This is a genomic window from Streptomyces sp. NPDC002671, from assembly GCF_053592475.1.
The window spans coordinates 97244-121776 of record NZ_JBSFVU010000025.1; the positions used below are offsets into that span (position 1 = coordinate 97244).

The window sequence follows — 24533 nt, forward strand, 5'->3', positions numbered from 1 at the left end:
CGGGGGCCGGTTCACTCCACGCCGATGAGCAGCAGTGCCCCCTGCCGGCCGCCCCGGTACACCACCGTGTCCACGGCCAGGTAGGACTCGCGTACACGGGCCTCCAGGTGTTCGGCGACGGCCTCCGGAGCCTCGTCGCCGACGACGACGGTGACCAGTTCGCCGCCGGCCTGGAGCATGCGGTCCAGCACGGTCTCGGCGGTGGCGGTGACGTCCTGGCCGATCACCGCCACATCGCCGTCGATCAGGCCGAGGACGTCACCGGCCTGGCAGATGCCGGCCGTCGTGAAGGACCGGTGCTCGGCGACGACGACCTCGGCGTACCGGGTGGCGCCCGCCGCCGAGGTCATCTGGACGACGTCCTCGTCGAACCGGCGCTCCGGCTCGTGCACCGCGAGCGCGGCGATGCCCTGGACCGCCGAGCGGGTCGGGATCAGGGCCACGCGGATGCCCTCGGCGCGGGCCTGCTCGGCCGCCGCCGCGGCCGTGTGGCGCAGCTCGCCGTCGTTGGGCAGCAGCACGACCTCGCGCGCGTGGGCGCGCCGTACGGCCTGCACCAGCTCCCCGCTGGCCGGCGGCTCCCCCGGGCGCGCGAGGACGGTGGTCGCGCCGGCCTCTGTGTACAGCCCGGCCAGGCCCTCCCCCGGTACGACGGCGACGACGGCCCGCTGGGCGCGCTCGCGCGGCGGGCGCTCGCCGCGCGTGTGCGCGTCGCCGAACCCGAAGTGCGTGATCCGGATCCGGTACGGCCGCCCGGCCTCGACGCCGGCCTCCACGGCGGCGCCCGCGTCGTCGACGTGCACGTGGACGTTCCACAGCCCGTCGCCGCCGACCACGACGAGGGAGTCCCCGAGGGCGTCGAGCCGCTCACGCAGCCGGGCCACGGCCGTGTCACCGGCCTCCAGGAGATAGATCACCTCGAAGGCGGGGCCCCCGCTCTCGCCACCGTCGGCGCACAGCTCGTCGGCCTCGGCGCACTCGGAAACGGCGGCCACGCGCGCGTGCGCGTCGGCAGCGGGGGCGGGTACGGCCTCCCGAGCCACCTCCCCGGTCACCGCCTGCCCGGTCATCGTCTCCCCCGTGAACGCCTCCACCAGTGCCCCCAGCACCGCCACCAGCCCCCGTCCGCCCGCGTCGACCACGCCGGCCCGCGCCAGCACGGCCAGCTGGCCGGGAGTGGCCGCCAGGGCCGCACGCGCGCCCTCGTAGGCCGCCCGCGCGACCGCCCCGCAGTCGTCCCCGGCCTCCCCCGCCCCCTCGGCGGCGTCGGCAGCGGCCGAGGCGACCGTCAGCACGGTGCCCTCGACGGGGTGCGCCACGGCCTGCCGGGCGGAGTCGGCCGCGTGCCGCAGCGCCAGCCGCAGCCCCGTGCCGTCGATGTGCGACGCCTCCGCCTCGGCGAGCACCTGGGCCATGCCGCGCAGCAGCTGCGCCAGGATCGTCCCGGAGTTGCCCCGGGCCCCGATGAGCGCCCCGTGGGCCATGGCGTGCACGGCGTCGGCGAGCGACGGCTCCTCGGAGCCGGTCTCGTACCCGGTGAAGACGGCCTCCACGGCCGCCGCGGCGGACTCCAGGGTCAGGTACAGGTTGGTCCCGGTGTCGCCGTCCGCCACCGGATAGACGTTGATCGCGTCGATCTCGGCGCGCGCCTGCCCCAGTGCCCGCAGCGCCAGACCGCACCAGGAGCGCACCGCGAGAGCATCGAAGAATGTCTGCGGCACCTGCGCCACCTGCGCCTCCCTGAGCTGGCTGGACGGTGGACGCAGCGTAGACCTTGCACCGGTGTCCACCGGAAGAGGGCCGGGAGCGGGGCCCTGAGCTGCCATGGTAGTTTCGTTGTACCGAAGCAGCCGTTGTATGCTGCTCCGGTTGCCCGATCCTGATCGGGCAGTCCCCTGGCAACGCCACTCAAGATCTCAGGTCTTATGATCTCGATCCCGGCCTGCCGGGATTATCCGTAAGTGCATCTGAAGTCTTTGGAGTGACCCGTGGCTGCCAACTGCGACGTCTGCGGCAAGGGGCCGGGCTTCGGCAACAACATCTCGTTTTCGCACCGCCGTACGTCCCGTCGCTGGAACCCGAACATCCAGCGTGTGCGTACCGTGGTCGGCGGGACGCCGAAGCGCGTGAACGCCTGCACCTCGTGCATCAAGGCCGGCAAGGTCTCGCGCTGACGCACAGCTAAGCGCGCGGCCACTGCTGGTTCGCTGCACTGAGCCGGTCCACCTCAGGGTGGGCCGGCTTTTTGCCGTACCCACTCGCTGCTCCCCTCGCTCCCCTCCTGTGGTTCAGCTGGTTCAGCCCCTGAACCGCCACCCGTGATCCACCGGCCCGATCCCCGCTCCCAGGGCGAACCCGGCGGCGATCGCCCCGGTGACGTACTCCTTGGCCTCGGCCACCGCCTCGGGCACGGCCAGTCCCTTCGCCAGCCCCGACGCGATCGCGGAGGCCAGCGTGCAGCCCGTGCCGTGGGTGTGCCGGTTGTCGTGGCGGGGTGCCCGCAGCCAGTGCTCCGCGGAGCCGTCCGTGAGCAGGTCCAGGGCGTCCCCCGCCAGGTGCCCGCCCTTGATCAGCACCCAGCGCGGCCCGTACGCCAGCACGGCCGCCGCGGCCCGTCGCAGATCACCCTCCGACTCGACCCGTACGCCTGTGAGTTGGGCCACCTCGTCCAGGTTCGGGGTCGCCACGGTCGCCGCCGGCAGCAGCTTGGTGCGCACCGAGTCCAGCGCGGACGCGGCCAGCAGCGGGTCGCCGTGCTTGGAGACGCCGACCGGGTCCACGACCGCAGGGGCGTCCGTACCGGAGATCAACTCGGCGACCTCCTCGACCAGTTCGGCCGAGGAGAGCATCCCGGTCTTCACGGCCTGTACGCCGATGTCGTCGACGACGCCGCGGTACTGCGCCCGCACCGCCTCCACCGGCAGCTCCCAGGCGCCTTGCACGCCCAGGGAGTTCTGTGCGGTCACGGCGGTGATCACGCTCATGCCGTGCACGCCGAGCGCCAGCATCGTCTTGAGGTCGGCCTGGATGCCCGCGCCGCCGCCGGAGTCGGAGCCGGCCACGGTCAGAACCCGGGGAGGCACGGCAGAGGCGCTCATGACTCGATGTCCCCGAAGTGGTCCCAGCCGCCCTTGCTGGTCCAGGGCGCCCCGTCGACCGTCACCTGGGGCAGCGCCGAGGGGTTGAGGACCTCGCCGATGACCTTCCAGCGGGCCGGGAGCTTGGTGTCCGACGGGAAGGTCGCGACGATCGCGTGATCCTCTCCGCCGGCCAGCACCCACTGCATCGGGTCGACGCCGACGGCCTGTCCGATGTCGTTCATCTGGGACGGGATGTCGATCGCGCCGGAGCGGATGTCGATGCGGACCTTGCTGGCCTCGGCGATGTGCCCGAGGTCGGCGATCAGACCGTCGCTGACGTCGCACATGGCGGTCGCGCCGAGCGCGGCGGCGGCCGGACCCGCGTGGTACGGCGGCTCGGGGCGCCGGTGGGCCTCCACGAAGGCGCGCGGCGAGCGGAAGCCGCGGGAGAGCACCGCGTAACCGGCCGCGGACCAGCCCAGCCAGCCCGTGACGGCAACGAGGTCGCCGGGCTGGGCTCCGGAGCGGGTCACGGGCTCCTGGTTGCGCAGATCGCCGAGCGCGGTGATCGACACCATGATCGTGTCGCCGCGTACGACGTCTCCGCCGACCACGGAGGCGCCGGCTACCTGGCACTCGTCGCGCAGGCCGTCCATCAGCTCGCTGGGCCAGGTGACCGGGAGTTCGGCGGGGACGACCAGGCCGAGCAGCAGCGCGGTCGGTACGGCGCCCATGGCGGCGATGTCCGCGAGGTTCTGGGCCGCCGCCTTGCGGCCCACGTCGTAGGCCGTGGACCAGTCGCGGCGGAAGTGCCGCCCCTCCAGCAGGATGTCGGTGCTCGCCACCACCCGGCGGTCGGGGGCGGCGACCACCGCGGCGTCGTCGCCGGGGCCGACCCGGACCGCCGGGGTGGTGGTCAGACGGGAGGTGAGCTCCCTGATGAGCCCGAACTCTCCGAGCTCACCAACAGTGCCCTTCATGACGCTTGCTCCCCTTCTGCCTCTTGCCTTGCCCGCTCGCGCGTCACCAGTGTCCTCGATACGGTCGAGAAGACCGTCAGATACGGTCAGGATGACCGTCCGATACTGTCGGGACGACCGTCAACTTCTGTCGTGCCTGCACCCTGGCGCGCAAGCCCGGTTTCCGTGGGTCTCCCCGCGGAGAGCGGCGACGCGATACCGTGGCGTTCCTTTTCCCCACATGATCCTCGTGGCCGCCTTGGAGGTTCCGTGGTACAGGCGTACATCCTGATCCAGACGGAGGTCGGCAAGGCGTCGACCGTCGCCGAGACCATCAACAAGATCCCTGGAGTGATCCAGGCCGAAGACGTGACGGGTCCGTACGACGTGATCGTGCGCGCCCAGGCCGACACGGTCGACGACCTCGGCCGCATGGTGGTCGCCAAGGTCCAGCAAGTGGACGGCATCACGCGCACCCTGACCTGTCCGGTCGTGCATCTGTAGCCCCCGTCTACGCTTGGCCGGTGAACTTCTTCCGTCACCGGCCCCTCGGCCTGCTCGCGCCCGCCCTGCTGATCGCGGTCGCGGGCTGCTCCTCGGCAGACGACAACGCGGCGACCACGGTTCCCACCCCCGACGCCAGGACGGCGAAGGCGTGCCGTGCGCTGCACCCGGTGCTGCCCGGGAAGCTGGACGGACGGACCCGCAACGACCCCGCGCCCCGGTCCGCCTACACGGCGGGCTGGGGAAACCCGGCGATCATACTGCGCTGCGGTGTCGTACGGCCGCCGAAGATGGTCGATCCCAAGGTGGCCGAGGGCGGTGACCCGGACGCGATCCCGGGCGGGGTCGACGGCGTCGACTGGCTCATGGAGAAGCAGGGCGACGGCACCTGGCGGTTCACCACGGCCAAGCGCGTGGCCTATGTGCAGGTGACCGTGCCCAAGGGCATGTCGGCGCAGCAGGAGGGCGCCTCGATCCTCGCGGATCTCGCGCCCTCCGTCAGGAAGGCGATCCCCAAGGGGATCGCCTCCATGCGCTGAGCCTCCATGCGGTGTGACGGGAGCGCTAGCGCAGCCCGGTCGAGCGGCGCAGCGCGGCCTGCACCAGGCGGTCCACCAGCTCCGGGTAGCTGATGCCGGTGGCCTGCCACATCTGCGGGTACATCGAGATGGGCGTGAAGCCGGGCATCGTGTTGATCTCGTTGATCACGAACTCGCCGTCCTCGGTGAGGAAGAAGTCCGCGCGGACCAGGCCCTCGCAGGAGGCCGCCTCGAAGGCGTCCACCGCGAGACGGCGCACCTCGGCGGTCTCCTCGTCGGTGAGCGGGGCCGGCACGACACCGGGCGTGGAGTCGATGTACTTGGCCTCGAAGTCGTAGTACGCGTGCGCGTCCGGCGGCGGGATCTCGGCCGGGACGGAGGCGCGCGGCCCGTCCTCGAACTCCAGGACGCCGCACTCGATCTCGCGGCCCCTGAGCGCCGCCTCCACCAGGATCTTCGGGTCGTGCTGCTGCGCCAGGGCGATGGCCTCGTCGAGACCGGAGAGGTCGTCGACCTTGGTGATGCCGATCGACGAACCCGCGCGCGCGGGCTTCACGAAGAGCGGCCAGCCGTGCTCGCCGGCGAAGTCGATGATCTTCTTGCGGGCGGCGGACTCGTCCTGCTGCCACTCGCGGGGCCGGATCACCACGTACGGGCCGACCTTGAGCCCGAAGGAGGTGAACACCCGCTTCATGTACTCCTTGTCCTGGCCGACGGCCGAGGCGAGCACGCCGGAGCCCACGTACGGCACTCCGGACAGTTCCAGGAGGCCCTGGAGGGTGCCGTCCTCGCCGTAGGGGCCGTGCAGCACCGGGAAGACCACGTCGACCTCGCCGAGGGCCTTGGGCACGGAGCCGGGTTCGGTGTAGACGACCTCGCGGTTCGCGGGGTCGACGGGGAGCACGACGCCGCCCTCGCTGGATTCCGCCAGGTCCTGGACCTCGGGGGTGCGGCGGTCGGTGATCGCCATCCGCTCCGGCGCGTCGGCGGTGAGCACCCAGCGGCCCTCCCGCGTGATGCCGATCGGCAGGACGTCGTACTTCGTCCGGTCGATGGCCTCGAGGACGGCGCCGGCGGTGACCATGGAGATCCCGTGTTCGGAGCTGCGCCCGCCGAATACAACGGCCACGCGCGGCTTCCGGGACGGCTGCTCAGGGCTCTGGGGGAGGTTCTCGGTGCTCATATCGCGTTGAGAGTACCCGCTGGTATCCCCCGAGTCAGCGCCCACTTTGCCGCCGTCGCTCAGCGTCGCACGGACGGTCGCTCAGCGTCGTGGTCAACGCCTCTCGCGCTTCGCGCTGCGCGACATCAGCTCCTTGAGAGCGACCACCGGCGGCTTGCCCTCGTGGACGATTCCGACGACCGTCTCGGTGATGGGCATGTCGACGCCGTGCCGGCGGGCCAGATCCAGCACGGACTCACAGGACTTGACGCCCTCGGCGGTCTGCTTGGTGACCGCGATGGTCTCCTCCAGGGTCATGCCCTTGCCGAGGTTGGTGCCGAAGGTGTGGTTGCGGGACAGCGGCGAGGAGCAGGTGGCCACCAGGTCGCCCAGGCCCGCGAGTCCGGAGAAGGTCAGCGGGTCGGCGCCGAGCGCGACCCCGAGCCGCGCGGTCTCCGCGAGACCGCGCGTGATGAGCGAACCCTTGGCATTGTCGCCGAGCCCCATGCCGTCCGCGATGCCGACGGCGAGGCCGATGACGTTCTTCACGGCGCCGCCCAGCTCGCAACCGACCACGTCCGTCTCGGTGTACGGCCGGAAGTACGGCGTGTGGCAGGCGGCCTGGAGCCGCCGGGCGACGGCCTCGTCGGTGCAGGCGACCACGGCGGCGGCGGGCATACGAGCGGCGATCTCACGGGCCAGGTTGGGCCCGGTGACCACGGCGATGCGCTCGGGGCCGACCTTGGTGACGTCCTCGATGACCTCGCTCATCCGCATGGTGGAGCCGAGTTCGACGCCCTTCATCAGGGAGACGAGGACGGTCCCGGGGGCGAGCAGCGGGGCCCACTCGGCGAGGTTGGCGCGCAGGGTCTGGGAGGGCACCGACAGGACGGTGAAGTCGGCGTCGGCGGCGGCCTCGGCGGGATCGGTGGTCGCGCGGAGGTTCTCCGGAAGCTCGACGCCCGGGAGGTAGTCCGGGTTGGTCCGGGTGGCGTTGATCGCCTCCGCGACCTCCGGGCGGCGCGCCCACAGGGTGACCTCGCACCCGGCGTCCGCGAGCACCATGCCGAAGGCCGTGCCCCACGAACCGGCGCTGAAGACCGCCGCCTTGACCGGCTTGCTCACTTGCTCTGCCCCTCTTCCTGCTTGCCCGTCGTCTGCGCCTGGGTGCGGCGGCGCTGCTCGATCCGCTCCAGGCGCGGGTCGTACGGCGTCGCGGGCGCCTTCTCGCCGCGGATCTCCTCCAGCTGGCGGGTGACGGCCGCCATGATGGCCTCCGTGGCCTCCTTCAGGAGCTCGGCGGTCATCTCCTGGTCGTAGAAGCGGGAGAGATCCACGGGCGGGCCCGCGAGGACGTGGTGGGTCTTGCGCGGGAAGAGGTTGGGCTTCTTCGAGTAGGGCGGCAGGAGTTCGTTGCAGCCCCACTGGGCGACCGGGACGACCGGGCACTTGGTCTGCAGGGCCACGCGCGCGGCGCCGGTCTTGGCGGTCATGGGCCAGCCGTCCGGGTCGCGGGTGAGGGTGCCCTCGGGGTAGAAGGCGACGCACTCGCCGCGCTCCACGGCGTCGATCGCGGCGCGGAAGGCGCTGAGCGCGTCCGTGCTCTCGCGGTAGACGGGGATCTGTCCGGTACCGCGCATGGCGGCGCCGACCAATCCCTTCTTGAAAAGTCCGCTCTTCGCCAGGAATCGCGGAACCCGTCCGGTGTTGTACTGGTAATGGGCGTACGCGAAAGGATCAACGTGGGAATTGTGGTTCACCGCGGTGATAAATCCGCCCTCGGCCGGAATGTGCTCCATTCCACGCCAGTCCCGCTTGATCAGAACCACCAGCGGCGGTTTGCAGATCACCGCGGCGAAGCGGTACCAGAAGCCGATTCTGCGGCGGGGCACGCGGACACCTTCCTCTAGGCCTCTAAGGGGCTGCCACCTGGGCCGGGGGCCGCACAAGTGTCGCTCCAGGCCGCCGGTCTGTCGAGAACACCGTACGCCCCGACACGAGGGCCGCCAGATGACCCGGGGGACAATGATCCGGTGCAGTGGACCTTGGTGATCCCCCTGAAGCCCCTGACGCTGGCCAAGAGCAGGCTCTCGGACACCGCCGCCGACGGGGTGCGCCCGGGACTGGCACTCGCGTTCGCGCAGGACACGGTGGCCGCGGCCGTCGATTGCGGGGCGGTCGCGGGTGTGGCGGTCGTCACGGACGACGAGCTGGCCGGCCGGGAACTGGCGGCGCTGGGTGCACGGATCGTCCCCGACGCCCCGGGAAGCGGCCTGAACGCCGCCCTGAGGCACGGAGCCACCGTCGTACGGGAAATGTCCCCCCGCGTCCCGGTCGCGGCCCTGAACGCCGATCTGCCGGCTCTGCGCCCGCAGGAATTGTCCCGGGTACTGGAGGCGGCGGCGGAATTCCCGCGGGCTTTTCTCCCGGACGCGGCGGCACTCGGCACGACGCTGCTGGCCGCGGCCCCCGGCCAGGAATTGCTCCCGGCTTTCGGCACCGGTTCCCGCGCCCGCCACCGCGCCTCGGGCGCAGCGGAACTGCGGTTGCCGGCGGTGGATTCGGTACGGCAGGACGTGGACACCGGCGCGGACCTGCGCGCGGCGCTGGCGCTGGGGGTGGGCCGGCATACGGCAGCGGTGTCGGCGGGGTTGCTGATCCCGGGGTCCTGAGCCGGGGGTCGCCCACCGGCGCCGGCAAGGTGCCGCAGACGCCCGAGCATTAGGCTGGCCGCCATGCAAGCGACCGCGTACACGTACGACCCGGAAACCCGCAGTGGGCAGGTGCTGCTGGACGACGGCACCCCGGTGCCCTTCGATGCCGCCGCGTTCGACGCGGGCGGGCTGCGGCTGCTGCGGCCGGGGCAGCGGGTGCGGATCGAGACGGAGGGCGAGAAGGACGCCGTCCGGATCACCCTCGTGACGCTTCAGACGCTGTAACTGCCGTTACGCAGTAACTCCCCTTACATACGCCGCGGGCCGGGCTCCCCAGGGGAGTCCGGCCCGGCGCGTGAGTGCCCTGGCGTCCTTACGACGTCGCCTTGCGAGCGGTGGCCTTCTTGGCGGTGGTCTTGCGAGCCGTCGACTTCTTGGCCGGGGCCTTCTTGGCGGTGACCTTCTTCGCCGGGGCCTTCTTGGCCGTGACCTTCTTCGCGGCAGCCGTCTTGGCGGCGGCCGTGGTCTTCTTGGCGGTGACCTTCTTCGCCGTGACCTTCTTCGCGGTGACCTTCTTGGCGGTGACCTTCTTCGCCGGTGCGGCCTTCTTGGCCGTGACCTTCTTCGCGGCAGCCTTGGCGGTCTTCTTCGCGGCGGCCTTCTTGACCGTCGCGGCAGCACCGCCGGTGAGGCTGCCCTTGGGGGCCTTCTTGACGGAGACCTCGCCGCCCCGCGGGAGCTTCTTCGAGCCGCTCACCAGGTCCTTGAAGCCCTGGCCGGCGCGGAAGCGCGGAACGGAGGTCTTCTTGACCCGAACCCGCTCGCCCGTCTGGGGGTTGCGGGCGTAACGGGCGGGGCGGTCCACCTTCTCGAAGGACCCGAAGCCGGTGACCGAGACCCGCTCACCTGCGACGACCGCGCGGACGATGGCGTCCAGGACATGGTCGACAGCCTCGGCGGCCTGCTGGCGGCCCCCCAACTTGTCGGCAATCGCTTCTACGAGCTGCGCCTTGTTCACGTCTTCCCCTTCGGAGACATCGCCAGAACGAAAGTGTTCAAGCTTTTTCGCACGTTAGGCAGATATATACCGCAAATCAAACACGAAACGGGCTTATCACCCTTGTGCCGCAACGGACTCGGCTGTCTCGAACTGTTCAGCTGTCCTCTTCGGGGATCCGACCCTCGTCGAGGTCCGCGGTGAACCGTTCGAGCCGCCTTGCCGCATCGGCGAGATCGTGCTTGGCCGCAGCCGTAATGACCAGCAGCTTCCGGGTCAGCGCCATCCGTACGCCCTCCGGGACTTGCAGTGCGCGCACCCGGGAGTGCGCTTCCTTTAGTTGGTCCGCGACTGCCGTATAGAGGTCGAGTTGGCCGTCGTGTTCCATGCACAGATTGTGCCATCTGGGGCGAGTTGTCGCCTGCGCAGGGGGTAACTGCCGCCCCTGACAGCCCTCTCGGCCGCTCCGAAAGCCTGGATCCAACGGTGCGCGTACCCCGCCAATCACCCTTCTAACGTGGGAAGTTGAGCGCGGCGGCGAGAGCGCGCGGGGCCGTCCGGGTGCAGACACAGCTGTACCCCCAATCGTGGCGATCGGGGGTACAGGGTAGGTGTTGAGGTGGCCGAAACTCGACCCCTCAGGATGCGGAGGTCCGGCCCTTCGGGGTACGGATCTCAGCCCTGGAGCGTGCGCGGCTTGTACGAGGGGCGCTTGGTCTCGTAGGCGGCGATGTCGTCCTCGTTCTGGAGGGTGATGGAGATGTCGTCCAGGCCGTTCAGCAGCCGCCAGCGGGAGTTCTCGTCCAGCTCGAAGGAGGCGGTGACGCCCTCGGCGCGCACCTCGCGGGCCTCGAGGTCGACGGTGATCTCCGCCTGCGGGTCCCGCTCGGTCAGCTCCCACAGCGCGTCCACGGTCTTCTGGTCGAGGACCACCGTGAGCAGGCCGTTCTTCAGCGAGTTACCCCGGAAGATGTCCGCGAAGCGGGCGGAGATCACGGTCTTGAAGCCGTAGTTCTGCAGCGCCCAGACCGCGTGCTCACGGGAGGAGCCGGTGCCGAAGTCGGGCCCGGCGACCAGGACGGTCGCGCCCTGCCGCTCGGGGCGGTTGAGCACGAACTCCGGGTCCTTGCGCCAGGCCTCGAACAGCCCGTCCTCGAACCCGTCCCGGGTCACCTTCTTGAGCCAGTGAGCAGGGATGATCTGGTCGGTGTCGACGTTGCTGCGGCGCAGCGGGACGGCCCGGCCGGTGTGGGTGGTGAAGGCTTCCATGGTTCTCAGACTCCAGCGGGCGCGGCAGCGGCGGATACGTCGGTCAGGTCGGCGGGCGAGGCCAGGTGGCCCAGGACCGCGGTGGCCGCCGCGACCTGCGGCGACACCAGGTGCGTACGGCCGCCCTTGCCCTGCCGGCCCTCGAAGTTGCGGTTGGAGGTGGACGCGGAGCGCTCACCCGGGGCCAGCTGGTCGGGGTTCATGCCGAGGCACATCGAGCAGCCCGCGTGCCGCCATTCGGCGCCGGCCTCCTTGAAGACCACGTCCAGGCCCTCGGAGACGGCCTGCAGACCCACCCGCGCGGAGCCCGGGACGACCAGCATCCGTACGCCGTCGGCGACTTTGCGGCCCTGCAGCAGCTCGGCGGCGGCGCGCAGGTCCTCGATGCGGCCGTTGGTGCAGGAGCCTACGAAGACGGTGTCCACCTTGATGGAGCGCAGCGGCTGGCCGGCCTCCAACCCCATGTATTCCAGGGCCTTTTCGGCGGCGAGGCGCTCCGAAGCGTCTTCGTACGAAGCCGGGTCGGGGACGGACGCCGAAAGGGGCGCGCCCTGGCCGGGGTTGGTGCCCCAGGTGACGAACGGGGACAGCTCGGCGGCGTTGATGACGACCTCGGCGTCGAAGACGGCGTCCTCGTCGGTCTTCAGCGTCTTCCAGTACGCGACGGCGGCGTCCCAGTCGGCGCCCTCGGGAGCGTGCGGGCGGCCCTCGAGGTACGCGAAGGTGGTCTCGTCGGGGGCGATCATGCCCGCGCGGGCGCCGGCCTCGATCGACATGTTGCAGATGGTCATCCGGGCCTCCATCGAGAGCTGCTCGATGGCGGAGCCGCGGTACTCCAGGATGTAGCCCTGGCCGCCGCCCGTACCGATCTTGGCGATGATCGCCAGGATCAGGTCCTTGGCGGTGACGCCCTCGGGCAGCTCGCCCTCGACGGTGATGGCCATGGTCTTGGGGCGGGCCAGCGGCAGCGTCTGGGTGGCGAGCACGTGCTCGACCTGGGAGGTGCCGATGCCGAACGCCAGGGCACCGAAGGCGCCGTGCGTGGAGGTGTGGGAGTCACCGCAGACGACGGTCGTACCCGGCTGGGTCAGACCCAGCTGCGGTCCCACGACGTGGACGACGCCCTGCTCGACGTCGCCGAGCGGGTGCAGGCGCACACCGAACTCGGCGCAGTTCTTGCGCAGGGTCTCCAGCTGGGCGCGGGAGACCGGGTCGGCGATCGGCTTGTCGATGTCGAGGGTCGGGGTGTTGTGGTCCTCGGTCGCGATGGTGAGGTCGAGGCGGCGCACCTGGCGACCGCTCTTGCGCAGGCCGTCGAAGGCCTGGGGGCTGGTCACCTCGTGCAGCAGGTGCAGATCGATGTAGAGGAGGTCGGGCTCGCCCTCGGCGCGCCGGACGACGTGGTCGTCCCAGACCTTCTCCGCGAGTGTCCTACCCATCGCTTTCCCTTCGGCCGACAAATGTTCTGCGGCCCAACTAGAGATCTTGAGGAGACGGCGCCCTCGCCCCTGCTGATTCCGGGCGTCCGCCGCCAGGCCCTTTGGTCCACGGGCCGCTGTGTGATTCCAGAGTGGCGGGTTCCACGGAAAATTGAACTTGCGTTTCACAGAGTGAGACGTGAATATCGTTGCATGGACAACAGTAGCGGCGTCGGCGTTCTGGACAAGGCGGCCCTCGTCCTGAGCGCTCTGGAGTCCGGTCCGGCCACCCTCGCGGGTCTGGTCGGAGCCACCGGACTGGCACGACCCACGGCCCACCGTCTGGCCGTGGCCTTGGAACACCACCGCATGGTGGCACGCGACATGCAGGGCCGGTTCATCCTCGGCCCGCGCCTCGCGGAACTGGCCGCGGCGGCCGGCGAGGACCGCCTGCTGGCCACGGCGGGCCCGGTGCTCACGCACCTGCGCGATGTCACCGGCGAGAGCGCACAGCTCTACCGACGCCAGGGTGACATGCGCATCTGCGTGGCCGCGGCGGAGCGGCTGTCCGGACTTCGGGACACGGTCCCGGTCGGCTCCACGCTCACGATGAAGGCGGGCTCCTCGGCACAGATCCTGATGGCCTGGGAGGAGCCGGAGCGCCTGCACCGCGGCCTCCAGGGCGCCCGCTTCACGGCGACGGCCCTCTCGGGCGTACGGCGGCGCGGCTGGGCCCAGTCCATCGGCGAGCGGGAGCCCGGCGTCGCGTCCGTCTCAGCGCCCGTACGCGGACCTTCCAACCGCGTGGTGGCCGCGGTGTCCGTCTCCGGCCCGATCGAGCGCCTGACGCGCCACCCCGGCCGTATGCACGCCCAGGCGGTCATCGACGCCGCCGGCCGCCTCTCCGAGGCGCTGCGCCGCTCAGGCTGAACCCCCGCCGAACCCCCGGCAAACTCCCGGAAACCCCGAGGAGGGCCTGCCCCAACGCCGCGGCAGCCCTCCTCACTTCCCCCGCCGACCGGCCCCCCGCGCACGGCTCCCTTGTCGACCGGTTCCCCGCCGGCCGGCCTCCCGTGCACGACTTCCCCAGCGCCCGGCTCCCCTGGCAACCGGCCACCCGTACACGGATTCCCCGTCGACCGTTCCCCACCCAGCCGGCCTCCTGCACGGCCCTTGCCGACCGGCCCCCCTGTCGACCGGTTCCCTGGCAACCGGCCCCTCCGCTGACCGAGCGAGCAGACCGGCCCCCGTCGACCAGCCTCCTGTCGGCCGGCTCCCGGCCGACGGACCCCGTAGGCCGGATCCCTCGTCGGCCGGCCTCCCGTACACGGATTCCCCGTCGACCGTTCCCCACCCAGCCGGCCTCCTGCACGGCTCCCTTGCCGGGCCGGCTCCCCCGGCAACCGGCCCCTGGACCGGCTCCCCGGCCAACCGACCCAGCAGACCGGATCTCCCGCCAACCAGCCCCCCTGTCGACAGGCTCCTTCGCCGCCCGACCCCACAGACGGGCTCCCCCGTAGACCAGCGCTCTCGCCAGCCAGCCCCCCGTAGACCGGCCCCCCCCGTCAGCCCGCCTCCCATGCGCGGCCCCCGCCGACCACCCCCGCAGACTGGCTCCCCCCGGCAACCGGCCCCCGTGGACCAGCCTCCCGTCGGCCAGCCCCCGGCCGACGGACCCCGTAGGCCGGATCTCCCGCCGGCCGGCCTCCCGCGCGCGGCCCCCGCCAGTCGGCCTCCCCAACGGCCCCCCGCAGACCAGCCCTCTCCCCCGCTCAGCCGGTCTTCTCTGCCGCCGGTGCCTGCTGTGAGCGGTAGGCGAAGCGGTCCTTGGCGTAGCGGCCACGGCGCTCCAGGGGGATCTGGCCGTGGGCCGCGGCCAGGCCGAAGGCCGGCATGTCGCCATAGATGGCCTCGTAGGAGCCCTCGGGGACTATGTACGTCTCGTGCCATATGCCCACGCGTCCGGCCAGCTTCCCGGCTCGGTCCTTGCGGTTGATGGTTGCCCAGGCCTCGTGGTGGAAGGCGTCGGGCGCGGTCGCGTAGGCGTAGAGCTGCTTCTTGGACTCCCAGTACTGCACGACGTAGTACGTGCGCGGCGACGCCGTCAGCAGGACGTGGCTGCGCAGGCCGCGTGCCGGGTCGCGCTTCAGCTCCCGCAGCATGCGGAGCATCGCCAGCATCACCGGCAGCCATACGTGCACCGCCCAGAAGCGGTTGATCCGCATGCCTATCAGCAGGACCACCACATCGCCCTCGGCATCAGCGGTCGTACGACCCCGGATGATCCGGTTTTCAGGCATGGCTCCCCCTCGTCACCCCGTGTCGGCGAGCACCGCTATCCAAGCGGCGCGTGTTTAGATAGTGCCGTTATCCAAGAAGGGACGCAAGGGATGCGGCTCGCCGAGTTGAGCAGACGCAGCGGTGTGTCGACCGCGACGATCAAGTACTACCTGCGTGAAGGGCTGTTGGCCCCGGGCCGCCAGGTCAACATGACGACCGCGGAGTACGACGAGGAGCACCTGCGCCGGCTGCGGCTGGTGCGCGCGATGATTCAGGTCGGCCGGATCCCGGTGGCGACGGTCCGGGAGGTGCTCGGGCACGTCGACGACGACTCACTGGGCCGCACGATCCGCATGGGCGCCGCCCTGTGGGCGCTGCCGCAGCTGCCGGAGCCGGACGAGGACGACGAGTACATCCAGGCCGCACACCGCGAAGCGGACGAGCTGCTGGACTCGCTGGGCTGGTCGAACGCCAAGATGCTCGTCGCCATCTCCCCCGCGTACCGCTCACTCGTGGTGTCCGTGGCCGCGCTCCGCCGGCTCGGCTACGACTGGGCCCCCGAACGGCTCGCCGCCTACGCCCAGTTGATGCACCAGGCGGCGATCCTCGACCTCGACTTCGTGGAGACGCACCCCTCGGAGGCGGAGAAGGTGGAGACCGCGGTGCTCGGAGCGATCCTGGCCGAGCCGTTGCTGCAGGCGCTGCACCGGCTGGCGCAGGAGGAGGAGTCCGCGCGGCGGTACGGCTTCAAGTAACGCGAAAGGCCCTCCACCGAAGTGGAGGGCCTTTCCTGTGCGTACCCCCGACCGGATTCGAACCGGCGCTACCGCCTTGAGAGGGCGGCGTGCTAGGCCGCTACACAACGGGGGCCTGGACACTGCGTTTCCGCAGGTCCGAGCTGGTCTACCTGGACTCGAACCAAGACTAACTGAACCAGAATCAGTCGTGCTGCCAATTACACCATAGACCAATGATGGTTTAGACCAGTCAGTACCCCCGACCGGATTCGAACCGGCGCTACCGCCTTGAGAGGGCGGCGTGCTAGGCCGCTACACAACGGGGGCCCTAGCGATCTCGAGTTGATCGAGATCAGTACCCCCGACCGGATTCGAACCGGCGCTACTGCCTTGAGAGGGCAGCGTGCTAGGCCGCTACACAACGGGGGCTTTGCAGATAAGCTCTGCGAGCTGGCCTACCTGGACTCGAACCAAGACTAACTGAACCAGAATCAGTCGTGCTGCCAATTACACCATAGGCCACTGGAACTCAAGCCCCTGCGGGGTTCTCGTTCTAGCTTGCTCCTCGAGGCTTCGGCCTTTCGGCCCGTTCCCCTCGGCGCAGGAAGAACATTACCTGAAGGTGGACGGGGCTCCAAAACGGGTATCCGCACGGACCAGCGCGGGGAGTTCGGCGAGGGTCGTGATCCGGTGCACCAGGACCTCCCCACCAGCCTCCGCACCGGCCCGCGCGTATGCCGCCCCGCGGTCGATCCACACCGACAGCAGCCCGGCCTCGGCGGCGCCCCGGCCGTCGATCTCCGGGTGGTCGCCGACGTACGCCACCTCGTGCGGGGGCAGCCCGAGCGCCTCGCAGGCCGCCAGGAAGGCACCGGCCGTCGGCTTGGAGACACCCAGCTCGGCCGCGCACAGGACGGCCTCGAAGCGGTCGCGGACACCCAGGGCGCTCAGCTTGTGCTCCTGGACCGTGCTGCTGGAGTTGGAGAGCACCGCGTGCCGGTGGCTGACGGCGAGGGCGTCCAGCGCGGGCAGGACGTCCGGGAACAGCCGCCAGGCGGCCTCGTAGTGGCTGCGGTAGCGCTCGTACCAGGCGTCCGCCTCCGCGTCGCTCAGCGGTTCGCCCAGGAAGTACCGCACGCGGTCGCGCCGCTGCCCCTCGAAGGTGTTCTCCCCCGCCGCGTACTGCGCCCAGTGCTGCTCGGTGACCTCCCGCCACCAGGCGAGCGCCTCCTCGGCCCCGCCGTACCAGCCGAGCAGCCCCTGCTCGGCGAGGTACTCGCACAGCCCCTGCCGATCCGCGCTCGTGTAGTCGAAAAGGGTGTCGTCCACGTCCCAGACAACGGCACTGATCGTCATGACAGCGACGGTACTGCCCGACCGGCCGGCGTCCAGGGCTTGTCCCCGGATGGGTCCGGCATCGAATGGATGTCGTATCGAACACGTTGTCGCGATCGTCGGCGTCGACGCCGCGTGACCGAACGCACAGGGGCGGCACCCGGAGTTCCGGGTGCCGCCCCTGTGGGGTGACTCGGTGCTTACGCCGCGAGCTTCGCCAGCGCCGCGTCGATGCGGGCCAGCGTCTTGTCCTTGCCCAGGATCTCCAGGGACTCGAACAGCGGCAGGCCGACCGTGCGGCCGGTGACGGCGACGCGGACCGGGGCCTGGGCCTTGCCCAGCTTGAGGCCGTGGGCCTCGCCGGCGGCCAGGACGGCCTCCTTGAGGGACTCGGCCGACGTCCAGTCCGCCGACTCCAGCTTCTCGCGGGCCGTGCGGAGGAGGGCGTCGGACCCTTCCTTCATCGCCTTCGTCCACGACGCCTCGTCGAAGACCGGCTCGGCCAGGAACAGGAAGTCGACGTTGTCGGTGATCTCCGACAGGGTCTTCAGGCGGGTCTGCGCGTGCGGGGCGATCGCCTCCCACTTCGCCGCGTCGAACTCCTCCGCCGTCCAGGGCGCGAAGGGGGCCTTCAGCCAGGGCGCGCAGCGCTCCGTGAACTCCTTCACATCCAGCATGCGGATGTGGTCGGCGTTGATCGCCTCGCACTTCTTCAGGTCGAAGCGCGCCGGGTTGGGGTTGACGTCCGCGATGTCGAAGGCGGCGACCATCTCGTCGATGGTGAAGATGTCCTGGTCCGCCGAGAGCGACCAGCCCAGCAGGGACAGGTAGTTGAGCAGGCCCTCCGGCAGGAAGCCCTGCTCGCGGTAGAGGTTGAGGGACGCCTGCGGGTCGCGCTTGGAGAGCTTCTTGTTGCCCTCGCCCATCACGTACGGCAGGTGGCCGAAGGCCGGGGTCTGCTTCGCGATGCCCAGCTCGGTCAGCGCCTTGTAGAGCGCGACCTGGCGGGGGGTGGAGGAGAGCAGGTCCTCGCCGCGCAGGACGTGGGTGATCTCCATCAGGGCGTCGTCCACCGGGTTGACCAGCGTGTACAGCGGAGCGCCGTTCGCGCGGACGATGCCGTAGTCCGGGACGTTCTCCGGGGTGAACGTCAGCTCGCCGCGGACCAGGTCCGTGAAGGTGATCGTCTCGTCCGGCATCCGGAAGCGGACAATCGGGGCGCGGCCCTGGGCCTCGTACGCCTCGATCTGCTCGGCGCTCAGGTCGCGGCAGTGGCCGTCGTAGCCGGACGGCTTGCCGGCGGCGCGGGCGGCCTCGCGGCGGGTGTCCAGCTCTTCCTGGGAGCAGTAGCAGTGGTAGGCGTAGCCGCCGTCCAGGAGCTTCTGCGCGACATCCTTGTAGATGTCCATGCGCTGCGACTGGCGGTACGGCGCGTGCGGGCCGCCGACCTCGGGGCCCTCGTCCCAGTCGAAGCCGAGCCAGCGCATCGCGTCGAGGAGCTGGTTGTACGACTCCTCCGAGTCGCGGGCCGCGTCGGTGTCCTCGATGCGGAAGACCAGGGTGCCCTGGTGGTGCCGGGCGAACGCCCAGTTGAACAGGGCGGTGCGGACCAGGCCCACGTGGGGGTTACCGGTGGGCGAGGGGCAGAAACGGACGCGTACGGGTGAGCCGGATGCGCTAGCCACGCTTGACAACCTTGTTGGTGAGAGTGCCGATGCCTTCGATGGTGACGGCGACCTCGTCGCCGACGTTCAGGGGGCCGACCCCCGCGGGGGTGCCGGTGAGGATCACGTCGCCGGGCAGCAGGGTCATGGCCTGCGTGATGTTGACGATCAGGTCCTCGATGGAGTGGATCATCTCGCTCGTGCGGCCCAGCTGGCGCTGTTCGCCGTTGACCGTGAGCTGGATGGTCAGGTCGGACGCCTCGGCCAGGCTCAGGTCCGTCTCCACCCAGGGGCCGAGCGGGCAGGAGGTGTCGAAGCCCTTGGCCCGTGCCCACTGCTTCTCGCGCCGCTGCACGTCGCGGGCGGTGACGTCGTTCGCGCAGGTGTAGCCGAAGATCACGTCCTTGACGCGCTCGCGCGGGACCTCGCGGCACATACGGCCGATGACCACGGCCAGCTCCGCCTCGTGGTGCAGTTCCTCGGAGAACGACGGGTACTGGATCTCGTCGCCGGGGCCGATCACGGAGGTGGAGGGCTTGAAGAAGGCGAAGGGCGCCTCAGGCACCTCGTTGCCCAGCTCGCGCGCGTGCTCGGCGTAGTTGCGGCCGAACGCCACGACCTTGTTGGGGAGCACCGGCGGGAGCAGCCTGACCTTGCTCAGCGGCACCTTCGTACCGGACAGTTCGTAGTCCGCGAACGGGATGCCCTTGATGATGTCGAGGACGAGTTCGTCCTGCTTGTCGCCCTCGACCGCGCCGAAGGCTACGTTCCCGTCGATGGAGAACCTGGCGATGCGCACGGGATCCTTGCGCCCCTTACTGAGAACCGGCGTACTGACGCCCCAGGTTAACCGGTCGCAAAGACGGAAGCGCGGTGAGTAAACGCGGGCGCGGCCGGGAAGATCGTCACGAATGGGTGATCTTCCCGGCCGCGCCGTGCGCGTGTACGGCCCGCTCGGCTACTCTCCGGCCAGGCTCTGGACCGGGATCTCCATGAGGATGGTGCGCCTCGGGTTGGCCGTCTGGGCGGGCAGGTCGGCGGAGTGCTCCGGCAGCTCGGGCGACTGCAGTTCGTCGGCGTCCGCGAGGTGCGCCAGGGTCGTGCGCCGCGGGTTGGCTATGTTGCGGAACATCATCGTCGTCTTCACGGTTGTCGTCCTGTGCCCTCGGGGTAGGGGTGGGTTGGCATAGTCGCCCGTCATGTAAAGCGCCAGGCTAAACATCCGATTCCCCGCCGAAGACGCCAACCGCCCCTGATCTGCGTGTGAGTTTGCTCACGACCTCGCGGTCAAACCGGTCAATTCCGGCCCGCAATCGACCCCAGCGAAACGGACATTGACTACCTGAAGACATCATTCCGCTCCTGATCATGGCGACTGGGACACCAGACACCGAGCGGCGAATCGCAGGGATACGTCCGTTATTTACAGGATCCGCCTCCACGGCTCGTAACCCAGCCCTCACAGCCCGTCACGAAGGTCACGGCTCGGACCATGGCTCTTGTTGGAGATCCGGCACTGTGCTGGAATTCCACGGACCGCCGCAGGATCGAGCCGGCGCGCAGGGCGCAACGCAGCGCCGAGTGGCGGCGAGATAGGGGGAATCAGCGCCGGTCACTCAAGACCACCGGGGGGCGTATTCAGGGCGCTCTCCAAGACGCCGACACCGTGTCCCTTCGTTCGCGCGAAGGGGTGCCTGGTCCAGAGGTTGCGACGCTAGTGCAGGGACGTTTCAAGAGGGATGGCAGCGCTTCGGCGGAGCCGGAGCCGCACGGCGGGACTGGCCCGATGAAAGGCAGCTCCGCGCCCCAGCACGCCCAGAACCCGGCTCCGTCCGGAGACGGCGGTGAGCGCGCCGGGGGTCCCGGCACCCCGGCCTCCTCGGGGACCGCGAAGTCCGGCAGCCCCAAGCCGAGCGTGAAGTCCTCCCAGGGCCCCACCGGCCCCGGCTCGCGCCTGGCCCTGCGCAACTGGCGCATCTCCACGCGACTGGTCTCGCTGCTGGCGCTCCCCGTGGTCGCGGCGACCTCGCTGGGCGCGCTGCGCATCAACCAGAACATGGACGACATCCAGCAGCTCGACAACATGCGGCTGCTGACGGACATGACGAAGCAGGCCACCGAGCTGGCCGCCGCGCTCCAGGAGGAGCGCGACCAGTCCGCCGGTCCGCTGTCGCACGGCCTGAAGGCGAACGACTACTCGATCAAGGGCTACCGGGACAAGACCGACCGGGCCAAGCAGAACTTCGAGGACGCCACCGAGCAGATCGGCTCGGCCAGCAAGAACGGCAACCTCCAGGGTGTCCGCGACACCGTCGTCGGTCTGGAGAGCCAGCTGGAAACGCTGGCCCAGATCCGCAAGCACGCCTACACGGCCAAGGACAACTCGACGCAGACGGTCGAGTCGTACCACCGCCTGATCACCCAGCTGATCGACCTCTCCCAGTCCATGGCCGAGGCGTCCAGCAACCCGCAGATGATCGAGCGCACCCGCGCACTCGCGGCCTTCTCCACGGCCAAGGAGTACGCGTCGGTCCAGCGCGCCGTCATCGCCGCGGCCCTGAACTCCACCAACACCACCAAGGGCAACCTCGCCGAGAACGACCGCCTCTACGGCTGGTCGGCCTACCAGAGCGAGGGCTCCGAGCTGGCGATCTTCCGGAAGGTGTACGCCAGCCAGAACGCCGAGGAACTCCTCAAGCCGATCGAGCAGGGCAACCCGACGATCCAGTCGGCCGACACGTACGCCAAGCGCACCCTGGGCAACCCCGGCGGCCTCGCCGACCAGCCCGCGCGCTCGTACCGCGACTGGGTGGACGACAGCTCGACCAAGATCGAGCAGATGAAGAAGATCGAGCACACGCTGCTCGAGGACATGGAGCAGAAGGCCCGCGAGCTGCGCAGCGCCTCCGAGAGCGACGCGATCATCTCCGGTGCGCTGATCCTGCTCGTGCTCGGCATCTCGCTCGTCGGCGCCTTCGTCGTGGCCCGCTCCATGATCCGCTCGCTGCGCCGCCTCCAGGAGACCGCGACCAAGGTCGCCCAGGAGCGCCTGCCCGAGCTGGTCAAGCAGCTGTCGGAGTCCGACCCGCAGGACGTCGACACCTCGGTCGAGTCGGTCGGTGTGCACTCCCGGGACGAGATCGGCCAGGTGGCCGCGGCCTTCGACGACGTGCACCGCGAGGCGGTCCGCCTCGCCGCCGAGCAGGCCCTGCTGCGGGGCAACGTCAACGCGATGTTCACCAACCTCTCGCGCCGCTCCCAGGGTCTGATCCAGCGCCAGCTGTCGCTGATCTCCGAGCTGGAGTCCCGCGAGGCGGACCCGGACCAGCTGTCCTCGCTGTTCAAGCTGGACCACCTCGCCACCCGTATGCGCCGTAACGGCGAGAACCTCCTCGTCCTCGCGGGTGAAGAGCCCGGCCGCCGCTGGACCCGCCCGGTCCCGCTGGTCGACGTGCTCCGCGCCGCCGCGTCCGAGGTGGAGCAGTACGAGCGCATCGAACTGGCCGCCGTCCCGACCACCGAGGTCGCCGGCCGGGTCGTCAACGACCTCGTGCACCTGCTCGCCGAGCTGCTGGAGAACGCGACCTCGTTCTCCTCCCCGCAGACCAAGGTCAAGGTCACCGGTCACGCGCTGCCCGACGGCCGCGTGCTGATCGAGATCCACGACACCGGTATCGGTCTCTCCCCGGAGGACCTCGCGGCGATCAACGAGCGGCTCGCCTCGCCGCCCACCGTGGACGTCTCCGTCTCCCGCCGCATGGGTCTGTTCGTGGTCGGTCGTCTGTCGCAGCGCCACGGCATCCGCATCCAGCTGCGCCCGTCCGACTCCGGTGGTACGACCGCGCTGGTCATGCTTCCCGTCGACGTCGCCCAGGGCAACAAGAAGCCCGCCCCGGGCAAGTCCGGCGCGTCCCTGCCGACCGGCGGTCCCGCCGCCGCGCAGGCCGCCGCCGGTGCCGCCGCGGCCCGCCGTCAGAACGGCGGGGGCGGCCAGGGCTCGGCCCCCGGTGGTCTCCTCAGCGGCGGTGCCCCCGCCGGCGGTGGCCGGCTGGGTGCCGGTCCCGGTGCGCGCGGCCAGGTCGGTGCCGGCCAGGGTCCCCGGGCCGCGCTGCCCGGCGCGGGCCAGGGCGGGCGTCCCGGTACGCCGGGCGGACCGCGCGGTCCGCAGGGCGGTCCCGGTGCGCAGCAGCAGGGCCGACAGGTGCCCGGCGGTGCCGGTGCGGGTGCGGGCTTCGGCGGTCAGGCTCCGGCCGCGCCGCAGGGCCTGCAGGCCGCGAACCCGGGCGGTCCGCAGCAGGACGCCTTCGGCGGCCGTGGCCCGCAGCGCGGCGCCAACCCCTCCGACCAGGGCCGTCAGCCCCAGCTGCCGCCGCGCGGCGGTCCACGGGCCGAGCTGCCCGGCAGCAACACGCAGCCGCACACGCCGGACTGGAGCGGCGCCTCGCTGGACGCCCCGCGCGGCCACGACGAGCTGCAGGACCCGACGCACACCGCGCCCATGCCGCGCGTGGACGACCGGCAGGGTCCCGGCTCGACCGCGGAGATACCCCGGATCGACCCGCAGGGTCCGGCGCCCACGGGCGAGTACCCGCGCGCGGACCTGAACGGCATGCACGGCCCGCAGAGCACCGGCCAGTTCGCGCGGCCCGAACTCCCGCAGAGCACCGGGCAGTTCCAGCACCCCGGCGCCCAGCAGGAGTCCGGCTCGTTCGTCCGCTCCGACATCTTCGGCACGCCGGCGCCCACTCGGCAGGACAGCCCGTCGCAGAGCACGGGCCAGTTCGCGGCCCCGCAGGCCCCGCAGGCTCCGCAGGCCCCACAGGCCTACGACAACGGCTTCAACGGCGGCTACGACGGCAGCTCCACCGGGCAGCACGCCATGCCCGGCCGTCAGGGCCCCGCGCAGACCGGCCAGTTCGAGCGCCCGCAGGCGGGCGGCCGGGACGCCTCCGGTGCCGGGCGCCCGGCGGCCCCGCAGCGTCGTACCCGCCCCGAGCCAGACAATGGGGGCGCCGCGCAGCGGCCGGGTGACGGGTGGGCTCTGCCGCCGGCCGTCGCTCAGCCCGAGGCCCGTACCCCGCTGTACGACACGCTCGAGACCAACTGGTTCCACGGCAGCCAGCAGGAACGGCAGCCGGAGGCCCCGCAGCAGCCGCAGCAGCAGGCCCCCGCGCCCGCGCCGCAGCGCAACACCACCGACACCGGCACCTGGCGTACCTCGCCGAACGACGAACTCGTCCGGCAGGCCGAGCGTGTCCGGCAGCCCGCCGCGGGCGGTATCACCACCTCCGGCCTGCCGCGCCGCGTGCCCCGGGCGAACCTCGTTCCGGGCACGGCTCAGCAGCAGCAGAACCAAGCGGGTCCGCAGGTCTCGCGTGCGCCTGACGACGTACGCGGCCGGCTGACCAACCTCCGTCGGGGCATCGCTCAGGGCCGTCAGGCCGGCAGCGGCCAGACCGGCAGCTTCCCGAGCCCCACTCACCAGCAGGAGCGTTAGTTGAGTCCGATGAGCCAGGCGGCACAGAACCTGAACTGGTTGATCACCAACTTCGTGGACAACACCCCCGGGGTGTCCCACACGGTGGTGGTCTCCGCCGACGGCCTTCTGCTGGCCATGTCCGAAGGCTTCCCCCGCGACCGCGCCGACCAGCTGGCGGCCGTCGCGTCCGGGCTGACCTCGCTGACGGCCGGGGCGTCCCGGATCTTCGAGGGCGGCGACGTGGCGCAGACGGTCGTCGAGATGGAGCGCGGCTTCCTCTTCCTCATGTCCGTCTCGGACGGGTCGTCCCTCGCGGTCCTGGCCCACCCGGAGTGCGACATCGGTCTCGTCGGCTACGAGATGGCACTGCTCGTCGACCGCGCGGGTGCGGTACTCACCCCGGACCTGCGCGCCGAACTCCAGGGCAGTCTGCTTCACTGACCAGCCCCGGCACCA

Annotated in this window: 24 protein-coding genes and 5 tRNA genes; 9 read left to right on the forward strand and 20 right to left on the reverse strand. The window is 70.8% G+C overall.

What is annotated here, in order from left to right; genetic code table 11:
• Window positions 1-11: 11 nt before the first annotated feature.
• The gene (locus tag ACWD35_RS32340) at window positions 12-1730 is read right to left on the reverse strand and encodes a DAK2 domain-containing protein (protein ID WP_451354893.1); all 1719 of its coding nucleotides are present in this window, start codon (window positions 1728-1730) and stop codon (window positions 12-14) included.
• 258 nt (window positions 1731-1988) lie between these two features.
• On the opposite strand from ACWD35_RS32340, the gene rpmB reads away from it, so the two are divergent.
• On the forward strand, window positions 1989-2174 hold the full coding sequence (gene rpmB, locus ACWD35_RS32345) for a 50S ribosomal protein L28 (protein WP_009190838.1): 186 nt from the start codon (window positions 1989-1991) through the stop codon (window positions 2172-2174).
• 123 nt (window positions 2175-2297) lie between these two features.
• Here rpmB and thiD read toward each other — a convergent pair whose 3' ends face one another.
• Both thiD and ACWD35_RS32355 read right to left on the reverse strand, forming a co-directional pair.
• Window positions 2298-3098, reverse strand: a complete 801-nt coding sequence (thiD, locus tag ACWD35_RS32350; RefSeq protein WP_451354894.1) for a bifunctional hydroxymethylpyrimidine kinase/phosphomethylpyrimidine kinase — start codon at window positions 3096-3098, stop codon at window positions 2298-2300.
• Window positions 3095-4060, reverse strand: coding sequence for a thiamine-phosphate kinase (locus ACWD35_RS32355; protein ID WP_451354895.1), 966 nt, complete (start codon window positions 4058-4060; stop codon window positions 3095-3097). The genes thiD and ACWD35_RS32355 overlap by 4 nt, the downstream gene beginning before the upstream one ends.
• Before the next feature lie 249 nt (window positions 4061-4309).
• On the opposite strand from ACWD35_RS32355, the gene ACWD35_RS32360 reads away from it, so the two are divergent.
• Entirely contained in the window at window positions 4310-4543 is a 234-nt protein-coding gene (locus ACWD35_RS32360) for an Lrp/AsnC family transcriptional regulator (protein ID WP_030040983.1), read from the forward strand.
• 20 nt (window positions 4544-4563) lie between these two features.
• Window positions 4564-5082, forward strand: a complete 519-nt coding sequence (locus tag ACWD35_RS32365; RefSeq protein WP_451354896.1) for a DUF3515 domain-containing protein — start codon at window positions 4564-4566, stop codon at window positions 5080-5082.
• Window positions 5083-5107: 25 nt separating this feature from the next.
• Here the strand turns inward: ACWD35_RS32365 and ACWD35_RS32370 are convergent, their stop codons facing one another.
• From ACWD35_RS32370 to ACWD35_RS32380, 3 genes are all read right to left on the reverse strand, one after another.
• Entirely contained in the window at window positions 5108-6265 is a 1158-nt protein-coding gene (locus ACWD35_RS32370) for a D-alanine--D-alanine ligase family protein (protein WP_451354897.1), read from the reverse strand.
• 93 nt (window positions 6266-6358) lie between these two features.
• Complete coding sequence (locus ACWD35_RS32375; protein WP_451354898.1) at window positions 6359-7369, reverse strand: NAD(P)H-dependent glycerol-3-phosphate dehydrogenase; 1011 nt, start codon at window positions 7367-7369, stop codon at window positions 6359-6361.
• Window positions 7366-8136: a lysophospholipid acyltransferase family protein gene (locus ACWD35_RS32380; protein WP_451354899.1), complete on the reverse strand. Its 771-nt coding sequence runs from the start codon at window positions 8134-8136 to the stop codon at window positions 7366-7368. Before ACWD35_RS32380 ends, ACWD35_RS32375 begins: the two co-directional genes overlap by 4 nt.
• A gap of 141 nt (window positions 8137-8277) precedes the next feature.
• Between ACWD35_RS32380 and cofC the strand changes: the two genes are divergently transcribed.
• Complete coding sequence (gene cofC, locus ACWD35_RS32385; protein WP_451354900.1) at window positions 8278-8916, forward strand: 2-phospho-L-lactate guanylyltransferase; 639 nt, start codon at window positions 8278-8280, stop codon at window positions 8914-8916.
• A 63-nt stretch (window positions 8917-8979) separates the two neighbouring features.
• Window positions 8980-9183: a hypothetical protein gene (locus tag ACWD35_RS32390; RefSeq protein WP_451354901.1), complete on the forward strand. Its 204-nt coding sequence runs from the start codon at window positions 8980-8982 to the stop codon at window positions 9181-9183.
• An 88-nt stretch (window positions 9184-9271) separates the two neighbouring features.
• Here the strand turns inward: ACWD35_RS32390 and ACWD35_RS32395 are convergent, their stop codons facing one another.
• The 4 genes from ACWD35_RS32395 to leuC all read right to left on the reverse strand — a co-directional run bounded on the left by ACWD35_RS32395 (window position 9272) and on the right by leuC (window position 12603).
• Window positions 9272-9916 (reverse strand): HU family DNA-binding protein, encoded by a 645-nt coding sequence (locus ACWD35_RS32395; protein ID WP_451354902.1) that lies wholly within the window; start codon window positions 9914-9916, stop codon window positions 9272-9274.
• Between the two features lie 136 nt (window positions 9917-10052).
• Window positions 10053-10283 (reverse strand): SCO5555 family protein, encoded by a 231-nt coding sequence (locus tag ACWD35_RS32400; protein ID WP_451354903.1) that lies wholly within the window; start codon window positions 10281-10283, stop codon window positions 10053-10055.
• A 287-nt stretch (window positions 10284-10570) separates the two neighbouring features.
• Window positions 10571-11164: a 3-isopropylmalate dehydratase small subunit gene (leuD, locus tag ACWD35_RS32405; RefSeq protein ID WP_451354904.1), complete on the reverse strand. Its 594-nt coding sequence runs from the start codon at window positions 11162-11164 to the stop codon at window positions 10571-10573.
• 5 nt (window positions 11165-11169) lie between these two features.
• Window positions 11170-12603: a 3-isopropylmalate dehydratase large subunit gene (gene leuC / locus ACWD35_RS32410; RefSeq protein WP_451354905.1), complete on the reverse strand. Its 1434-nt coding sequence runs from the start codon at window positions 12601-12603 to the stop codon at window positions 11170-11172.
• Between the two features lie 192 nt (window positions 12604-12795).
• Here leuC and ndgR point away from each other — a divergent pair, with 192 nt between their 5' ends.
• Entirely contained in the window at window positions 12796-13512 is a 717-nt protein-coding gene (gene ndgR, locus ACWD35_RS32415) for an IclR family transcriptional regulator NdgR (RefSeq protein WP_145883474.1), read from the forward strand.
• A gap of 842 nt (window positions 13513-14354) precedes the next feature.
• Here the strand turns inward: ndgR and ACWD35_RS32420 are convergent.
• The gene (locus tag ACWD35_RS32420) at window positions 14355-14882 is read right to left on the reverse strand and encodes a DUF4188 domain-containing protein (protein WP_451354906.1); all 528 of its coding nucleotides are present in this window, start codon (window positions 14880-14882) and stop codon (window positions 14355-14357) included.
• Window positions 14883-14972: 90 nt separating this feature from the next.
• Between ACWD35_RS32420 and ACWD35_RS32425 the strand changes: the two genes are divergently transcribed.
• Window positions 14973-15617, forward strand: coding sequence for a MerR family transcriptional regulator (locus ACWD35_RS32425; protein ID WP_451354907.1), 645 nt, complete (start codon window positions 14973-14975; stop codon window positions 15615-15617).
• A 42-nt stretch (window positions 15618-15659) separates the two neighbouring features.
• On the opposite strand, the gene ACWD35_RS32430 is transcribed toward ACWD35_RS32425, so the two are convergent.
• The 9 genes from ACWD35_RS32430 to ACWD35_RS32470 form a co-directional block, all read right to left on the reverse strand.
• Window positions 15660-15732 (reverse strand) — tRNA-Glu (locus ACWD35_RS32430).
• A 28-nt stretch (window positions 15733-15760) separates the two neighbouring features.
• A tRNA-Gln gene (locus ACWD35_RS32435) sits at window positions 15761-15832 on the reverse strand.
• Window positions 15833-15853: 21 nt separating this feature from the next.
• A tRNA-Glu gene (locus tag ACWD35_RS32440) sits at window positions 15854-15926 on the reverse strand.
• A 29-nt stretch (window positions 15927-15955) separates the two neighbouring features.
• Window positions 15956-16028: transfer RNA gene (locus ACWD35_RS32445), tRNA-Glu, on the reverse strand.
• A 21-nt stretch (window positions 16029-16049) separates the two neighbouring features.
• Window positions 16050-16121, reverse strand: a tRNA-Gln gene (locus ACWD35_RS32450).
• Window positions 16122-16211: 90 nt separating this feature from the next.
• A complete protein-coding gene (locus ACWD35_RS32455) occupies window positions 16212-16955 on the reverse strand; it encodes an HAD family hydrolase (RefSeq protein WP_451354908.1) in 744 nt (247 codons plus the stop codon).
• A gap of 179 nt (window positions 16956-17134) precedes the next feature.
• Window positions 17135-18619, reverse strand: a complete 1485-nt coding sequence (gene gltX / locus ACWD35_RS32460; protein WP_451354909.1) for a glutamate--tRNA ligase — start codon at window positions 18617-18619, stop codon at window positions 17135-17137.
• Window positions 18612-19397: a fumarylacetoacetate hydrolase family protein gene (locus ACWD35_RS32465; protein WP_451354910.1), complete on the reverse strand. Its 786-nt coding sequence runs from the start codon at window positions 19395-19397 to the stop codon at window positions 18612-18614. The genes gltX and ACWD35_RS32465 overlap by 8 nt, the downstream gene beginning before the upstream one ends.
• Window positions 19398-19556: 159 nt before the next feature.
• Window positions 19557-19745 (reverse strand): hypothetical protein, encoded by a 189-nt coding sequence (locus ACWD35_RS32470; RefSeq protein WP_451354911.1) that lies wholly within the window; start codon window positions 19743-19745, stop codon window positions 19557-19559.
• Window positions 19746-20315: 570 nt separating this feature from the next.
• Between ACWD35_RS32470 and ACWD35_RS32475 the strand changes: the two genes are divergently transcribed.
• Window positions 20316-24095 (forward strand): nitrate- and nitrite sensing domain-containing protein, encoded by a 3780-nt coding sequence (locus ACWD35_RS32475; protein WP_451354912.1) that lies wholly within the window; start codon window positions 20316-20318, stop codon window positions 24093-24095.
• A 9-nt stretch (window positions 24096-24104) separates the two neighbouring features.
• A complete protein-coding gene (locus tag ACWD35_RS32480; protein ID WP_005479910.1) occupies window positions 24105-24518 on the forward strand; it encodes a roadblock/LC7 domain-containing protein in 414 nt (137 codons plus the stop codon).
• The last annotated feature ends 15 nt before the right edge of the window (window positions 24519-24533 follow it).

Excerpts from the sequence above, each read along its gene's own strand:
- ACWD35_RS32455 (WP_451354908.1), bottom strand. The coding sequence starts at position 16,955 with ATGACGATCAGTGCCGTTGTCTGGGACGTGGACGACACCCTTTTCGAC.
- ACWD35_RS32480 (WP_005479910.1), top strand. The coding sequence starts at position 24,105 with ATGAGCCAGGCGGCACAGAACCTGAACTGGTTGATCACCAACTTCGTG.
- ACWD35_RS32370 (WP_451354897.1), bottom strand. The coding sequence starts at position 6,265 with ATGAGCACCGAGAACCTCCCCCAGAGCCCTGAGCAGCCGTCCCGGAAG.
- ACWD35_RS32425 (WP_451354907.1), top strand. The coding sequence starts at position 14,973 with ATGCGGCTCGCCGAGTTGAGCAGACGCAGCGGTGTGTCGACCGCGACG.
- ACWD35_RS32420 (WP_451354906.1), bottom strand. The coding sequence starts at position 14,882 with ATGCCTGAAAACCGGATCATCCGGGGTCGTACGACCGCTGATGCCGAG.
- thiD (WP_451354894.1), bottom strand. The coding sequence starts at position 3,098 with ATGAGCGCCTCTGCCGTGCCTCCCCGGGTTCTGACCGTGGCCGGCTCC.
- leuC (WP_451354905.1), bottom strand. The coding sequence starts at position 12,603 with ATGGGTAGGACACTCGCGGAGAAGGTCTGGGACGACCACGTCGTCCGG.
- ACWD35_RS32400 (WP_451354903.1), bottom strand. The coding sequence starts at position 10,283 with ATGGAACACGACGGCCAACTCGACCTCTATACGGCAGTCGCGGACCAA.
- ACWD35_RS32390 (WP_451354901.1), top strand. The coding sequence starts at position 8,980 with ATGCAAGCGACCGCGTACACGTACGACCCGGAAACCCGCAGTGGGCAG.
- leuD (WP_451354904.1), bottom strand. The coding sequence starts at position 11,164 with ATGGAAGCCTTCACCACCCACACCGGCCGGGCCGTCCCGCTGCGCCGC.
- ACWD35_RS32355 (WP_451354895.1), bottom strand. The coding sequence starts at position 4,060 with ATGAAGGGCACTGTTGGTGAGCTCGGAGAGTTCGGGCTCATCAGGGAG.
- ndgR (WP_145883474.1), top strand. The coding sequence starts at position 12,796 with ATGGACAACAGTAGCGGCGTCGGCGTTCTGGACAAGGCGGCCCTCGTC.